At 46.0% G+C, this 13,859-nt stretch carries 17 protein-coding genes; 12 read left to right on the top strand and 5 right to left on the bottom strand.

Annotation, left to right across the window (positions count from 1 at the left end; genetic code table 11):
* Window positions 1-155 precede the first annotated feature (155 nt).
* A complete protein-coding gene (locus tag WH95_RS11515) occupies window positions 156-500 on the top strand; it encodes a hypothetical protein (RefSeq protein ID WP_157845947.1) in 345 nt (114 codons plus the stop codon).
* A gap of 48 nt (window positions 501-548) precedes the next feature.
* The gene (locus WH95_RS11510; protein ID WP_082114120.1) at window positions 549-1,004 is read left to right on the top strand and encodes a DUF411 domain-containing protein; all 456 of its coding nucleotides are present in this window, start codon (window positions 549-551) and stop codon (window positions 1,002-1,004) included.
* A 62-nt stretch (window positions 1,005-1,066) separates the two neighbouring features.
* Here WH95_RS11510 and WH95_RS11505 read toward each other — a convergent pair whose 3' ends face one another.
* Genes WH95_RS11505 through WH95_RS11495 form a run of 3 tightly spaced genes read right to left on the bottom strand, consistent with a single transcriptional unit; the run spans window position 1,067 to window position 3,381 of the window.
* Entirely contained in the window at window positions 1,067-1,900 is an 834-nt protein-coding gene (locus tag WH95_RS11505; RefSeq protein WP_046507164.1) for a substrate-binding domain-containing protein, read from the bottom strand.
* Between the two features lie 15 nt (window positions 1,901-1,915).
* The gene (locus WH95_RS11500) at window positions 1,916-2,677 is read right to left on the bottom strand and encodes an ATP-binding cassette domain-containing protein (protein ID WP_046507161.1); all 762 of its coding nucleotides are present in this window, start codon (window positions 2,675-2,677) and stop codon (window positions 1,916-1,918) included.
* Entirely contained in the window at window positions 2,677-3,381 is a 705-nt protein-coding gene (locus WH95_RS11495) for an ABC transporter permease (protein WP_046507158.1), read from the bottom strand. Before WH95_RS11495 ends, WH95_RS11500 begins: the two co-directional genes overlap by 1 nt.
* 245 nt (window positions 3,382-3,626) lie before the next feature.
* On the opposite strand from WH95_RS11495, the gene WH95_RS11490 reads away from it, so the two are divergent.
* Window positions 3,627-4,541, top strand: a complete 915-nt coding sequence (locus tag WH95_RS11490; RefSeq protein ID WP_052741969.1) for an aldose 1-epimerase — start codon at window positions 3,627-3,629, stop codon at window positions 4,539-4,541.
* 23 nt (window positions 4,542-4,564) lie between these two features.
* Here WH95_RS11490 and WH95_RS11485 read toward each other — a convergent pair whose 3' ends face one another.
* Window positions 4,565-5,203 carry a nucleoside triphosphate hydrolase gene (locus WH95_RS11485; protein ID WP_082114118.1) on the bottom strand — a complete coding sequence of 213 codons (639 nt, stop codon included), beginning with the start codon at window positions 5,201-5,203 and terminating at the stop codon, window positions 4,565-4,567.
* 270 nt (window positions 5,204-5,473) lie between these two features.
* On the opposite strand from WH95_RS11485, the gene WH95_RS11480 reads away from it, so the two are divergent.
* The 3 genes from WH95_RS11480 to WH95_RS11470 are packed head-to-tail and all read left to right on the top strand — an operon-like array spanning window position 5,474 to window position 8,276.
* Window positions 5,474-6,613 carry an ROK family transcriptional regulator gene (locus WH95_RS11480; RefSeq protein ID WP_082114126.1) on the top strand — a complete coding sequence of 380 codons (1,140 nt, stop codon included), beginning with the start codon at window positions 5,474-5,476 and terminating at the stop codon, window positions 6,611-6,613.
* A gap of 28 nt (window positions 6,614-6,641) precedes the next feature.
* A complete protein-coding gene (locus WH95_RS11475; protein WP_046507342.1) occupies window positions 6,642-7,328 on the top strand; it encodes a D-lyxose/D-mannose family sugar isomerase in 687 nt (228 codons plus the stop codon).
* A 3-nt stretch (window positions 7,329-7,331) separates the two neighbouring features.
* Complete coding sequence (locus WH95_RS11470) at window positions 7,332-8,276, top strand: carbohydrate kinase family protein (protein ID WP_046507156.1); 945 nt, start codon at window positions 7,332-7,334, stop codon at window positions 8,274-8,276.
* 7 nt (window positions 8,277-8,283) lie between these two features.
* Here the strand turns inward: WH95_RS11470 and phnF are convergent, their stop codons facing one another.
* Window positions 8,284-9,021: a phosphonate metabolism transcriptional regulator PhnF gene (phnF, locus tag WH95_RS11465; RefSeq protein WP_046507152.1), complete on the bottom strand. Its 738-nt coding sequence runs from the start codon at window positions 9,019-9,021 to the stop codon at window positions 8,284-8,286.
* Window positions 9,022-9,147: 126 nt separating this feature from the next.
* Between phnF and phnG the strand changes: the two genes are divergently transcribed.
* Genes phnG through phnL form a run of 6 tightly spaced genes read left to right on the top strand, consistent with a single transcriptional unit; the run spans window position 9,148 to window position 13,858 of the window.
* Window positions 9,148-9,654 carry a phosphonate C-P lyase system protein PhnG gene (phnG, locus tag WH95_RS11460; RefSeq protein WP_052741968.1) on the top strand — a complete coding sequence of 169 codons (507 nt, stop codon included), beginning with the start codon at window positions 9,148-9,150 and terminating at the stop codon, window positions 9,652-9,654.
* The gene (gene phnH / locus WH95_RS11455) at window positions 9,654-10,280 is read left to right on the top strand and encodes a phosphonate C-P lyase system protein PhnH (protein ID WP_046507149.1); all 627 of its coding nucleotides are present in this window, start codon (window positions 9,654-9,656) and stop codon (window positions 10,278-10,280) included. Before phnG ends, phnH begins: the two co-directional genes overlap by 1 nt.
* Window position 10,281: 1 nt before the next feature.
* Window positions 10,282-11,427, top strand: coding sequence for a carbon-phosphorus lyase complex subunit PhnI (locus WH95_RS11450; RefSeq protein ID WP_046507147.1), 1,146 nt, complete (start codon window positions 10,282-10,284; stop codon window positions 11,425-11,427).
* A gap of 4 nt (window positions 11,428-11,431) precedes the next feature.
* Entirely contained in the window at window positions 11,432-12,352 is a 921-nt protein-coding gene (locus WH95_RS11445; protein ID WP_046507145.1) for an alpha-D-ribose 1-methylphosphonate 5-phosphate C-P-lyase PhnJ, read from the top strand.
* The gene (gene phnK, locus WH95_RS11440; protein WP_046507141.1) at window positions 12,349-13,152 is read left to right on the top strand and encodes a phosphonate C-P lyase system protein PhnK; all 804 of its coding nucleotides are present in this window, start codon (window positions 12,349-12,351) and stop codon (window positions 13,150-13,152) included. The genes WH95_RS11445 and phnK overlap by 4 nt, the downstream gene beginning before the upstream one ends.
* 10 nt (window positions 13,153-13,162) lie before the next feature.
* A complete protein-coding gene (gene phnL, locus WH95_RS11435; RefSeq protein WP_218044489.1) occupies window positions 13,163-13,858 on the top strand; it encodes a phosphonate C-P lyase system protein PhnL in 696 nt (231 codons plus the stop codon).
* The last annotated feature ends 1 nt before the right edge of the window (window position 13,859 follow it).

The raw sequence follows: 13,859 nt of genomic DNA, 5'->3' as shown, positions 1-13,859 counted from the left end.
TCTAACCGTTAGCTTGGAAAATTCAAAAGGTGCCACGTTTATTCATGGCACCTTATACATTGAGAGGCAGAAAGATTTGCTATGATCTTTCTGCCTTTTTTAATGCGACAATTATGGCCTCGACAGTGCCCTATTGAATTGGTTAATTTAGCTCTATGAAAAAGTTGATCGCCATAATATGCATGCTTTTCAGCCTGAGCGCGTTATTTACGACATTTGCTCAGGCGAGCCAGCATTCATCCCAAATGAATGGTATGCACTTTATCTCTGATAACATTGAGCTAGAAAGCCGGTTGGCTACAGGTGATACCTGTGAGGACTGTATAGATCATTCCGGTAAAATGACCTGTCTTGATCTCTGTCTAACAATGATCGCAGCTATCCTCGTGGATTTGCCGACCTTGAAATTGAATTTACAGCCAGAACCTGTTCATCCTCATACTGAGCTCAGCCGTGGTTTAAGGCCAACGGTAGAGATCTCTCCCCCTATAGATCTTTAAAACGACCAAAACCCAAACGTTTATTCAAAAGATTATAGGACAATACTCATGAGATCTTTTATCTCTGCCGTTACTCTTGCGGTCACTTTTCTTTTCAACCTGTTCCCCATGCATGCGCATGCAGGTGAAGGGGGTGCAACACTATTCAAAAATCCACAATGTGGTTGCTGCAGTGCCTACGCGGATCATCTTCGCCAAAGTGGGTATAAAGTGAAGGAAGTGCCAACCGAACAGATGTCACTGATCAAAAAATCATATGGCATTTCTGACGACATGGCTTCCTGTCACACCACCCTTATCGACGGGTATGTTATTGAAGGTCATGTGCCTATCAATATCGTTGATAAGTTTTTATCTGAAAATCCAGAGGTGACAGGAATATTCCTACCCGGAATGCCGATGGGATCCCCTGGAATGGGCATAGAAAAGGAAGAACCCTTTCAGGTTTATTCTTACGATCTGAACGAGGGAGATAAGGCAATCTCACTTTATGCCGTTGAATAAGAGCAGCGTATAAAAAAAGAGGGAGCTTTTCGGCTCCCTCTCCTATTTTTCATCAAGAGCTTTTATTTTGCGTTTGGTATAAAAAGTTGTTCGCCGGACAGTTTATATCCGGCAATGGCCTCTTGACCTTTTGGTGATATAATCCAGTTCACAAAGGTTTCTGCTGGCTTGACTTTAACATGAGGAAACTTCTCTGGGTTAACCACAATAACACCATATTGATTGAAAAGGCGTTCATCACCCTCAAAGAGAATTTCCATGTTCTGTTTATTTTTATAGCTAATCCAGGTTGCTCTGTCAGTCAGTGCATACCCCTGCATTGCCACAGCTGTATTCAAGGTTGCACCCATGCCGGAGCCGGTTTCACGATACCAGTCACCAGAGGCTGATTTTGGGTTATCACCATTCGCTTTCCAAAGCTCCAGCTCTCTTTTATTGGTACCACTGTCGTCACCGCGAGAGAGGAAAATTGATTGCTTCGTTTTAATATTGTTCAATGCATCAATGATAGTTTCAGAACCTTTCACTTCAGCTGGATCGCTATCCGGCCCAACAAGGACAAAGTCGTTGTACATCACATCAAAACGTTTCACACCATAGCCATCAGCAACAAATTTATCTTCCGATGTTTTATGATGCACCATTAGAACATCAGCATCCCCATTACGAGCAAGCTTGAGAGCAGCACCAGTCCCAACAGCTACTACGTGTACATCAACACCAGTCTGCTTTTTGAAGAGAGGCAACAGGTAATCAAACAATCCAGAATTTTGTGTCGAAGTCGTGGAAGCCAAAGTAATATTCGTAGCTTCATCTGCGTAAGAAGCTGGACCATACCCAACCATTACCAATGCGGTTGCAAAACCAAGTGCACGCATAATAGATTTGTTAATCATTTAACAAAATTACTCCTAAATTTGAACATCATCTTTTTCGGGGCGGCGTTTCCACCAGATAAGCTGGCCGTCTAGAAAGGCCTGTGCCAAATCATTTTGCGGACCAGCAAAAAAATCATCAGCAGAAGACATTTCCTTGATACGGCCTCTGAACATAAAAAGTACGTCCGTCGCCAGACGCTTTGCCTGTCCAAGATCGTGACAGGTCATAATGACCGTGGTGCCCTCTGCTGAAATTTCGTGAATAAGCTCTTCTATGGAATGGGTGGCTGGCGGGTCCAGGCTGGCTGTTGGCTCATCCATAAACAGAACCTGTGGTTTCAACACCCATGCCCGCGCAATTGCCAAACGCTGTTGCTCCCCCAAAGAAAGAACCGTTGCAAGTTTGTTCGCAACCCGTGTTAATCCCGTGCGTTGCATAACAGCGTTGATCATATCCGGGCGCAGAGCCTTATCGACGCCGCGAACAGAAAGGGCGTAATCAATATTTGCATAGGCAGAACGCCGCAACATAACGGGTCGCTGGGTCACCATTGCCTGATGGTGTTTGGGGTTAATATCTTTACCTGATGACCAAACAACATTACCGGATTTTGGTTTCAACAAACCATGGCAAAGCCGAAGCAAAAGCGTCTTTCCCGCTCCGTTGGGTCCCAAGAGAAGATATCTTTTTCCGTGATTAAATTCGCAGTTGATATTTTTGACGAGGTTTTTGCCACCCGCCTCATAATCAAGGTTTCGAACTTTTAACGGTAAAATCGAAGGATGATTTGTCATCACTGATGCCGCCTCTTGACCGTTTCAGTAATGCTGTATGCAAAGAGGTTGATTGCAAGGGCAACCGTCAACAGCACCAACCCAAGAGCAAGAGCCATCACCAGATCTCCCTTTCTTGCCTCAAGAGCAATCGCCGTTGTCATAACACGTGTGAGGTGATCGATATTACCGCCGACAATCATGACTGCTCCGACCTCTGAAATCGCACGTCCAAATCCGGCAAGTGCAGCTGTTGTCAGCGAAAACCTTGCATCCCAAACCAAGGCAGTAACCTTGCGATACCAAGGAACATCCAAAGATCTTAGAAGCTCGTCATATTCAAGGTGGAGTTCTTCGAGGACCTGTCGCGTAATTGCCGTTACGATAGGAACAACCAGAATGACCTGGGCAATAATCATTGCTGTAGGTGTAAACAGCAATCCAAAAACACCAAAAGGCCCGCTACGCGACAAAAGCAAATAAACAAATAGTCCAACTACGACAGGTGGCAGGCCCATAAAAACGTTGATGAGAATAACTACAACACGACGCCCCGGAAATTTTGTCAGCGCAAGAACAGCGCCCAAAGGCAATGCGACAAGCAAAGCAATGCCCACAGCAGACAAACTTAACCGCAGGGATAAAAAGACGATTTCGAGCAGCTTGGCATCAAGAGTGACGACAAGAGATATCGCTTTGAAAAATGCCTGCCAAAGATCGTTCATAAAATTCCAAAATATAACTGAAACGGGACGTTGATAAAGTTTACGCCATAAGACTGTTATGGCGAAATGTTGGGGCACCCTACTCAGTTACTTTTATTTTGTATGTATTTATATTTGAAAATCTAGATTTGAAAAACGGATTAAACTTTATGATATTATAAAAATGTCCGATTAATAACAATCACACCACAGGCCGTCCCCTATAAGCCTAAAGCCATTTCTTCCCGATTAAAGGTTCTCCGCTCTTGTCCTCAAATCTGATCATTGAAACAGAAACAGCGATTGCATCCTTTTCTCTTGATGGTGGTTGCATTACCGCATATGCATTAAAAAGAAACCGTATTTACGATATATTGCGCCCCTATCAGCAGAATAGTAAAACCCCTTTTTCACCACTAAACGCAGCCTCCTTTCCTTTAATCCCCTATTCCAACCGTATTAAAAATGGGAAATTTTCTTTTAATAATCAGTCCTATCAACTTGCCTTGAACTTTCTGGATCACCCGCACTCCATTCATGGAAATGCCTGGCAAAACCCCTGGCGGGTTAAAGACCACAAAGAAGATAAAACCGTGTTGGAGTATGATTACAAAGCAAGGGATATGAAATCCGGAGACTGGCCCTTTGATTTTTATGCTGTTCAGACATTTAGTCTCACCGAAACAGATTTAACGCAACATATATCAGTCACCAACACCAGTAATAGCCACATGCCTGTCGGCCTTGGGATGCATCCGTATTTTCCCAAACGAAAGAACACACATTTAAAGGCAAACACGCCAAATGTTTGGGTCACAGATCACACCTGCCTGCCTCGGAAGCGAGTGACCTGTCCCGAGCATTGGGATTTAAGACAAAATCCCTTGGTGGAAACCCTGGAATGTGACAATCAGTTTGAACCATGGGACGGCAAAGCAAAAATCCTTTGGCCAGGTGACAGTGTTTCAGTTGAATTGAACGCCAGTAAAAACCTGAATCGCCTGGTCGTATACGCCCCAAAGAATGAAGACTTCTTTTGCGTCGAGCCAACGTCACACATAACAGATGCCCTGACCCCATCATCGAAAGGTATGTCACTGGAAGACACCGGCATAGATGTTCTTGGCCCACTAGAAACCATTGAAGGCTGGATGACCTTCAAGATTACTGCTGAATTTTAAATTATTTCACAGCTAGTCGACACTTAAAGCTCAAGAACAATATCGGCTGGCAGGGAGTTTTGATTAACAAGATGGGCATTTGGAATATCATTGGATAGAGCACGTTTGGTTGCCAACTCTCTGGCGAAACCATGATCCAGCCACCTCTTGATCAAGCGCTCTTCAAGCGTTTTCATAGGTACTTTCAAGAAAACACTCAAATCCACAAAGCTTTTTACTTTATGCCAAGGGTCATCTTTTAGCAGGAGGTAATTACCCTCGACCAAAATCAGATGATGTTTTTTGAGAATATGTTTAGCGTGTGGAATTGAACAATCCTGCTCTCTGTCAAAAACCGGAATAGTTAGCTCTGCACCCTTCTTGTAGATTTGGTGCAGATCATAGAGAAAGCTTTCAACATCAAAGGTATCTGGCGACCCTTTTCTTGATAACAACCCCTTTTGTTCAAGGATCGTATTTTCAAGATGGTATCCATCCATTGGCATCACAACGGCTTCTTCACGACCGAACTGATTATTAAGCAGATCACAAAGATCCGCACTCAGGGTTGATTTACCTGATCCGGGTGGCCCAGCGATAGAAATGATAAAGCGATTATCATGTCCTTTTACCGACAAGATGTAAGTTGCTAGCTCTTTTATCGACTGATTATCACGCAGCAATTATCTGCCTCTTTGTAAATACATTCTCACGATATTAGTCGTTTTTGCAATACTCCTCAATAAATAAATCATTCTTATTTATTTATTGACCATGTAGAAATAATCCCGAATATTACTATCAGAAAGCGTGTGATTGGCTTATCCAGGGATTTGGTTATTGCCCAGAAAAAAGAAGCCCGAGAAAAGAGGCATAAAAAGTTGCACAAAAAACAAAGCAGCAAAAATATTTCTAAATTAGATCAACAACTAAAGGGATCTAATCAAAGTAATATGAGAGCTTACAATGAACGCCTGGTGCTTTCACTGGTTCGACGGAATGGACCATTGCCTAAGATGATAATTGCGCAAATGACCGGGCTATCGGCACAAACAGTATCCGTTATTATGCGATCGTTGGAAGCAGATGGATTGCTGGTAAAGAGTGAACCCGTGCGCGGAAAAGTCGGCCAGCCGTCCGTGCCTCTCTCCCTCAATCCCGATGGCGCGCTCTTTCTGGGGTTAAAGATCGGGCGGCGCAGCTCTGAACTCATTCTTGTTGATTTTTTAGGACAAGTGAAGAAAAGAACTGTCCACACCTATCCCTTTCCTGAACCAAAAGATATTGAAAAATTTACCCTCAAGTCGATCAAAGAATTTGAGGCTGATTTAGGGGAAACAAACAAGATTTCCGGCCTTGGCATTGCAATGCCATTTGAACTCTGGAACTGGGCTGAAGCTATCGGTGCCTCAATAGACAAGATGGAAAGCTGGAAGACATACGACATACAGAAGGTATTAAGGAGTTACTGTTCCTACCCGGTTTATCTTCAGAATGACGCGACAGCCGCCTGTGGTGCCGAACTGGCCTTTGGTACAAACCAAAACAAACGCGATTTTGCTTACTTTTATATCGGTACCTTCATCGGCGGCGGTCTGGTTATCAACGGCAGCCTTTTTATTGGAAAAAATGGCAATGCCGGAGCTTTGGGTTCTATGCTCATCAGTGACAAAAACGGCAACACAACGCAACTTATTAACGAAGCCTCAATCATTACCTTTGAGAGACAGCTCCAAGAAGCTCACGAAGATCCCTCTCCACTCTGGAACAGGGAAAATGGTTGGCAAGATTTCAATGAAAAGATTACCCCCTGGGTAGAGCGCGTTGCCAATGGTCTGGCCCAGGCAATTATTTCTACGACAGCCCTGCTTGATCAGGAAGCAACGGTGATTGACGGCGCCTTTCCGGAACAGGTTCGAAGCAAAATAGTCGACGCTACGCGACAAGCCATAAAAAAATACAGTCAACACGGGATCGAGCAACCCGTCATCAGCGAAGGTTCGCTGGGGACAATCGCCCGTGCTTTGGGTGGCGCCAGCCTGCCTCTGTTTGATCACTATCTTGTTGATCAGAACCTCTCTCTTAATCAATAACTTTTTAAAACATATGAGAATTCAAAAAATGCAACGCTCAGAAGTTAATGAAATCCTTGCCCAATCAGACAATTTCATCAAATCACATGGCTATATACTGCCTCCCTTTGCCTACTTCACGCCGCAAGATATGCAAACGCGCAAAGCTGAATTAGCAGGCATCACAAAGGCCCGAATGGGATGGGACATCACCGATTACGGTCAGGGAAAATTTGATGAGTTGGGGTTATTCCTTTTCACCGTCAGAAACGGATTTGCAGAAGACCTTCAAACAGGTAAAGGCATGCTCTATGCGGAAAAAATCATGATATCCCGCAAAGATCAAATTTCCCCGATGCACCGCCACAACATCAAAGCCGAAGATATTATCAACCGCGGCGGCGGCGATCTGGTGCTGGAGCTTTTCATGTCAGATCCCAAGGGTAACATTGATGAAGAAGCCGAAGTGGTTGTTCCCTGTGATGGCATCAATAGAAAACTGAAAGCGGGTGGCTTGCTGAAGTTGGCACCGGGTGAAAGTGTTACTCTCCTACCCGGCGTTTGGCATGCCTTCTGGGGTGAGAAAGCAGATGTTCTTATCGGTGAAGTTTCAACCGTAAATGACGATCTGACCGACAACGTCTTTCGCGAAAAAATCGGACGTTTCTCTCAAATTGAAGAAAACGAAGCGCCCAAACATTTGTTGGTTTCTGACTACGATAAGTGGATGAAATAACTCATGATCATTTGTTGTGGCGAAGCCTTGATTGACATGTTGCCAATCGAGGTTCCTTCGCAAAAAGAACAAAAAAAAACCGCCTATCAACCTGTTTCCGGCGGCGCGATCTTCAATACCGCCATCGCCTTGGGGCGTTTGGGCGTGAAAACAGGCTTTTGCGGTGGTATTTCAACAGACCTCTTTGGGGAACAGCTTTGCCAATCACTGACAGAATCAAATGTTGATTACAGCTATTCCCACCGACAGGCCTCGCCAACTACCCTGTCCTTTGTAAAATTTACAGACGGACAGGCCAGTTATGCTTTTTACGACGAGAATACTGCCGGTAAGCTTTTCCAAAGACACAATATCAAAGAAATTCCAACGGATATAGAGGCCTTTCATTTCGGGGCCATCAGCCTCATTCAAGAACCTTGCGGAACAGCCTTTGAAGATCTCGTAACGTCAGCAAAAGAAAACTGCGTGCTGTCATTTGATCCCAATATTCGGACAAGCTTTATCACGGATCCCGATGGATATCGCCAACGTATCAATCGACTGCTATCAATCAGTGATATCATTAAAGTCTCTGACGAAGACCTGTCATGGCTTTCACCAGACACAAAACCAGAAGATTTTGCACAACATCAGTTAGAACAAGGCGCATCTGTTGTCCTTGTCACAGAAGGCTCGCAAGGCGCAACGGCCTTTGGCAAGCACGCCACTTTAAAATTAAGAAGTAAAAAGGTTGAGGTAAAAGACACCATTGGTGCCGGAGACAGCTTTAACGCAGGCTTTCTTTCCAGTCTAAGCGAGCAAGGTCTTCTCTCGAAATCCTGTTTAAGAGATTTGACCGAGCAGCAATTGTCTTTGGCTTTAGATAAAGCCAACAGAGTTGCAGCCTTTACCGTTACGCAAAGTGGCGCAGTTCCCCCGTGGACAGAGGATCTCGCTTCAATAGAATAGATATAGATTACGAGAGTGGGCTGGTACTCTCGTTATCGACAAAGAGCTGCACACGTTCACTGGCAAAATGCGTAATACCAAACTGTATCACTTTGCCAGTGGCATCCACATCAACGCTTTCTGTAATCAAAACGGGCTTGTTTTTAGCCTGCTTCAACAGTTCAGCTGTACGCTTGCTCGGCATCTGTGCCGTAATTCTCGTATTTTTACGGGTGTAATCGTTCAACCCGAAATACTTAAAAGCCTCAGTCAAAGATTTGGTTTCCGCAAAGACTTTTTCAATTCCCTTGAAACGCAGAGCTGGCAAATAGCTAATGGAATGAGCAAGGGCAATACCATCGGCCTGACTGACAGATTCAAGCTTGATAACCTTTTCATCCCTGGCAACCATCAATTTTTTTGCAACCTGCTTTGTTGCTTTTTCCCTCTCGCTGCTTAACAAGGTCTTATCCGGCAAGCGATGACGTCCAGACACAATTTGCGAGAAACGAGTTCGGCTTCCCAGTGTATAGTCCATCAGGCTTTCCTGAACAAAGGTTCCACGCCCCTGCTCAACACGCATGACGTTGTCTTCTGTAAGGGCAGCAATTGCACTACGTACCGTATGTCGATTTACACCAAACCTTTTTGCAAGCTCGTTTTCTGTCGGTAGCTTATCCCCCGGCTTGTATACACCCGCCGTAATATCCTGAAGCAAAAGACGCCCAATCTGCTTCCAGATTGCTTCACCTTTTTCCCACTCCATCTCACTGTCCTTTAAAGTTCATAAAACTTTCATCAGTCGTCAATTGTCTTCGCTGACGCTACATCCTATAAATCAAAAAGGTATAGACGTCTAGACAAATTTAACATTTGTCGAAAGGAGATAAAAGTGACCGATGTTTCGGGACAGTTAGGCCAGAAAGGCCAGGTGCATGTGAATAGCGAGAGACAGCATTGGCTATCAGTTCTGGCGCGCTGCACATTGCACGACTTACAACATCATTGGAATGAACTGACAAAGTCTGAAGCAGATTTAAGTAACCTTCCCTATCGTTTCCTGCGTAAGGCTGAAACCGGGTTGGTTATGGTTCGTGGCAGAGCCGGTGGTGACGGGCAACAGTTCAATCTGGGGGAAGTTTCTGTCACCCGCTGCACAGTATGCCTTGATAGCGACCACATTGGATATGCCTATATCCGGGGCCGGGACCACAAAAAAGCGGAACTGGTTGCCGTTCTGGACGCCCTGCTCCAAACCAATCGCTGGTCACAAAAAATCCGCGATACCTTTGTGGCGCCTTTAGCGTCTGCCCAGCAAAAAACAAGACAAAATCGTAAATCACAGATTGCGACCTCAAAGGTTGATTTCTTCACAATGGTACGAGGAGAAGACGCGTGATGAACCCTCAGACAAATTCTCTTTCGACACAAGATATTGGCCAAACAACCCTTCCCGGGTTCCATAACCCCGTGTTTGACGCCACAGCTGTGTTCAGAGCCGTTCTGGACGCAATGTCTCACCCCGGTACTGTTATCGAAACACCGCTTACCTGCGAAAGTCCCAACAAGCTGAATTCATCAGCAGCTTCAATTCTATTAGCCATCACAGACATGGACACCGCTGTCTGGCTATCCCCGGAAACAGATTGTTCAGATGTTGCAGACTATTTGCGCTTCCATACCGGATGTTCGCTAACAAAGAATACAAGCAACTGCGACTTTGCCGTTATTGATGGCCGGGAATATCCTGATCTGGTCGCGAACTTGCCAATTGGCACAGCTGAATATCCAGACCGGTCGGCAACGCTTATCATCGCCGTAGATCATTTCAATGCAGAACAAAAGGCAGTGCTAAGCGGACCTGGCATAAAAACGACAATTGATCTGTCTCCCTCACCGCTCAATTCCAAGTTTTGGGGATGGATGAAGGAAAGCAGGCATAGCTTCCCTTGTGGCGTTGATATCATCTTTGCCTCTCCCACCCATATTTGCGCCCTTCCACGTTCTTCAGAAATGGACATTTAAAATGTATGTAGCCGTAAAAGGTGGCGAGAAAGCGATCAAAAATGCCCACCGTCTTCTTGCAGAAAAGCGTCGGGGCCCAAAAGAAATCCCCGAACTTTCCATTGCCCAGATAAAAGAACAACTCAGCCTGTCTGTGTCTCGTGTCATGGCCGAAGGATCATTGTTTGACGAAGATCTTGCCGCCTTGGCAATCAAACAGGCGCGCGGCGATTTAATTGAAGCGATCTTCTTGATTCGTGCTTACAGAACCACACTACCTCGCCTGGCCTACAGCCTGCCGATCAGAACGGACAAGATGACTGTAGAGCGCCGGGTTTCAGCGACCTATAAAGACTTACCCGGTGGGCAAATTCTCGGTCCTACCTTTGATTACACCCACCGTCTCCTTGATTTTGATCTGATGGAAACTGATGACGACACGCCATCAGAAAAGGAAACACCAGATACCCAGGGATCACAAACGGAAAATGATTTTCAGGCATCCGAGACAGATATGCCACGGGTTTTGGGCGGTCTTTTGAATAACGAAGGCCTTATACAAGCAGAGAAGCTTCCCGAAAATGAAGACGACCATCCTGTTGGAGACTTAACCCGGGAGCCACTGGAATTTCCGGTTGATCGCGATCAAAGGTTACAAAATCTTGCCCGTGGCGACGAAGGTTTCATTCTGTCACTCGGTTATTCAACACAGCGCGGGTACGCCCGAAATCATGCCTTTGTCGGCGAGATTAGATTGGGCACCGTTGCCATCGAAATCCAGCCTCCTGAACTCGGGTTTACAATTGATATCGGTGATCTGGAAATAACTGAGTGCGAGACAGTTAACCAGTTCCAGGGATCAAAGACAGAACCCCCACAGTTTACGCGCGGTTATGGTCTGGTTTTCGGACAAAACGAACGCAAAGCCATTTCAATGGCACTGGTTGACCGCGCCCTGCGCGCAAAAGAAATGGGCGAAGAGATTGTTGCCCCGGCTCAGGATGAAGAGTTCGTTATGTCCCATAGCGATAACATCCAGGCCACAGGTTTTGTCGAACATATCAAGCTTCCTCATTACGTGGATTTTCAGGCCGAGCTTGGATTGGTTCGTCGCATGCGCGAAGAGCAACAGGACAATCACACACAAACACAACAGGCGGCAGAGTAATACGATGTCTCAAAATACAACTGCATCGTCCTATAATTACGCATATCTGGACGAACAAACAAAACGCATGATCCGCCGGGCACTCTTAAAAGCAGTGGCAATCCCCGGTTATCAGGTGCCTTTCGCCGGGCGGGAAATGCCAATGCCCTATGGTTGGGGCACAGGCGGCGTACAGGTAACAGCAGCCGTTATCGGCCCGTCAGACACATTGAAAGTCATCGATCAGGGCAGTGACGATACAACCAACGCCGTAAGTATCAGGCAGTTTTTTGAAAAGACAGCCGATATAGATACTACTGAGAAAACCAAAGAGGCGACTGTTATTCAAACCCGACACAGAATTCCAGAAGAAATGCTAACCGAAGGACAAATTCTGGTCTATCAGGTGCCAATTCCCGAACCGCTACGCTTTCTAGAGCCTAGAGAAACAGAAACCCGCAAGATGCATGCGCTGGAAGAATATGGCCTGATGCATGTAAAGCTTTACGAAGACATTTCACGCCACGGACATATCGCCACAACCTATGCCTATCCGGTAAAGGTCAATGATCGCTATGTTATGGACCCTTCCCCGACCCCGAAATTCGATAATCCAAAAATGGATGACTGTGCTGCCCTGCAGCTGTTCGGTGCCGGTCGTGAAAAACGGATTTATGCCATCCCGCCATATACAAAAGTTCAAAGCCTGGATTTTGAAGATCACCCCTTTGAAATTCAATCCTGGGATCAGGACTGTGCGCTCTGCGGATCAAAAGACAGCTTTCTGGACGAGGTCATTCTGGATGACAAAGGCAACCGTATGTTTGTTTGCTCCGACAGCGATTACTGCCAAAGCAGGCGGGATGATTCGAAACTTCCGCCCGTCGAACACACACTCACCCAGGCTTCCCAGATGCAATCCGTAAATGCAGAGGCATCAAAATGACTTCCTCAAATCAAACACAATCACCAGAGCAAGCCCTTTTAAGCGTCAAAGACCTGACCATGATGTATGGAAACCGGATCGGATGTCAGAACATATCATTTGACCTTCGTCCCGGTGAAGTTCTTGGGATTGTCGGTGAGTCCGGATCAGGAAAATCCACCCTTCTCAACTGTATCTCCGCACAGCTCAAACCGACCTTTGGATCCGTCAGCTATCACACCCGTCATGATGGTGAGCAAAATCTCTTTGCAGATATGAGTGAACCCGAACGCCGCTTTCTTATGCGCACAGACTGGGCCTTTGTTCATCAAAACCCGCGTGATGGCCTCAGAATGGGTGTCAGCGCCGGTGCCAACATAGGCGAAAGACTGATGGCCGTTGGCTGGCGGCACTATGGCAACATCCGGGATACCGCAACAGACTGGCTTGGCAAGGTTGAAATAGCAACAGAACGCCTTGATGATCTTCCCTCCACTTTTTCCGGCGGCATGCAGCAGAGACTGCAAATAGCCCGCAATCTTGTGACGGCTCCCCGTCTGGTCTTTATGGATGAACCAACAGGCGGTCTGGATGTCTCCGTACAGGCAAAGCTGCTCGATCTTCTTCGGGGGCTTGTGCAAAATCTCGGGCTATCAGTCGTCATTGTCACACATGACCTCGCAGTCGCCCGATTATTGTCCCATCGTCTTATGGTGATGAAAAGCGGGCAGGTTGTTGAAAGCGGCTTAACGGATCAGGTTCTTGACGATCCCCAGGACCCTTACACACAGCTTCTCGTTTCATCGATATTGCAATCTTAAGGACATGAATATGTCAAAAATGATTAACGTGGAAAATGTCGCAAAACATTTTACTCTCCACAATCAGGCAAGCATGACAATCCCGGTATTCGAAGGCATTTCCTTCTTTTTAAATCAGGGTGAATGCGTTGCGCTAACAGGTGAATCAGGTTCAGGTAAGAGTACTTTTATGCGCATGCTATACGCCAACTACATATGCAACAAAGGCAGCATTCATATCCGCCATAATGATCGACTGGTTGATATAGCCACGGCAGACCCGCATCAAGTTCTGGATATCAGAAAGCGTACTCTCGGCTACGTCAGTCAGTTTTTACGTGTCATTCCAAGGGTACCGACCATTGAGATTGTCGCCGAACCACTTCTTGCGCTCGGAGTGGATAAAGAACAGGCCATTGCAAAGGCGCAGGACATTCTTGCACGTTTGCGAATACCTGAACGCTTGTGGAGTTTATCTCCCCTGACCTTTTCCGGGGGTGAGCAGCAACGTGTCAATATCGCCCGGGGATTTATCGCGGATTATCCAATCCTGTTACTCGATGAACCAACGGCCTCTCTTGATGCTGTGAACAGACAAACAGTTCTTGACCTGATCGAACAGGCCAAGGACAGAGGTTGCGCAATTCTGGGCATTTTTCACGATCACGAAGCAAGAGAAGCGGTTTGTTCCAGAACCTTTGATGTCACCCAATTTCAGAGTGTTTAGA

Source organism: Kiloniella litopenaei (assembly GCF_000982415.1).
GTDB lineage: Bacteria > Pseudomonadota > Alphaproteobacteria > Kiloniellales > Kiloniellaceae > Kiloniella > Kiloniella litopenaei.
The sequence above is the reverse complement of the archived record's forward strand: the minus strand, read 5'-3'. Positions and strand labels throughout refer to the sequence as shown.

Bases quoted from the DNA above. Each gene is read 5' to 3' on its own strand.
- WH95_RS11475 (WP_046507342.1), top strand. From the start codon at position 6,642: ATGCAACGCTCAGAAGTTAATGAAATCCTTGCCCAATCAGACAATTTC.
- WH95_RS11450 (WP_046507147.1), top strand. From the start codon at position 10,282: ATGTATGTAGCCGTAAAAGGTGGCGAGAAAGCGATCAAAAATGCCCAC.
- phnH (WP_046507149.1), top strand. From the start codon at position 9,654: ATGAACCCTCAGACAAATTCTCTTTCGACACAAGATATTGGCCAAACA.
- WH95_RS11505 (WP_046507164.1), bottom strand. From the start codon at position 1,900: ATGATTAACAAATCTATTATGCGTGCACTTGGTTTTGCAACCGCATTG.
- phnF (WP_046507152.1), bottom strand. From the start codon at position 9,021: ATGGAGTGGGAAAAAGGTGAAGCAATCTGGAAGCAGATTGGGCGTCTT.
- phnK (WP_046507141.1), top strand. From the start codon at position 12,349: ATGACTTCCTCAAATCAAACACAATCACCAGAGCAAGCCCTTTTAAGC.
- WH95_RS11500 (WP_046507161.1), bottom strand. From the start codon at position 2,677: ATGACAAATCATCCTTCGATTTTACCGTTAAAAGTTCGAAACCTTGAT.
- WH95_RS11470 (WP_046507156.1), top strand. From the start codon at position 7,332: ATGATCATTTGTTGTGGCGAAGCCTTGATTGACATGTTGCCAATCGAG.
- WH95_RS11515 (WP_157845947.1), top strand. From the start codon at position 156: ATGAAAAAGTTGATCGCCATAATATGCATGCTTTTCAGCCTGAGCGCG.
- WH95_RS11510 (WP_082114120.1), top strand. From the start codon at position 549: ATGAGATCTTTTATCTCTGCCGTTACTCTTGCGGTCACTTTTCTTTTC.
- WH95_RS11480 (WP_082114126.1), top strand. From the start codon at position 5,474: ATGAGAGCTTACAATGAACGCCTGGTGCTTTCACTGGTTCGACGGAAT.
- WH95_RS11495 (WP_046507158.1), bottom strand. From the start codon at position 3,381: ATGAACGATCTTTGGCAGGCATTTTTCAAAGCGATATCTCTTGTCGTC.
- WH95_RS11445 (WP_046507145.1), top strand. From the start codon at position 11,432: ATGTCTCAAAATACAACTGCATCGTCCTATAATTACGCATATCTGGAC.
- phnL (WP_218044489.1), top strand. From the start codon at position 13,163: ATGTCAAAAATGATTAACGTGGAAAATGTCGCAAAACATTTTACTCTC.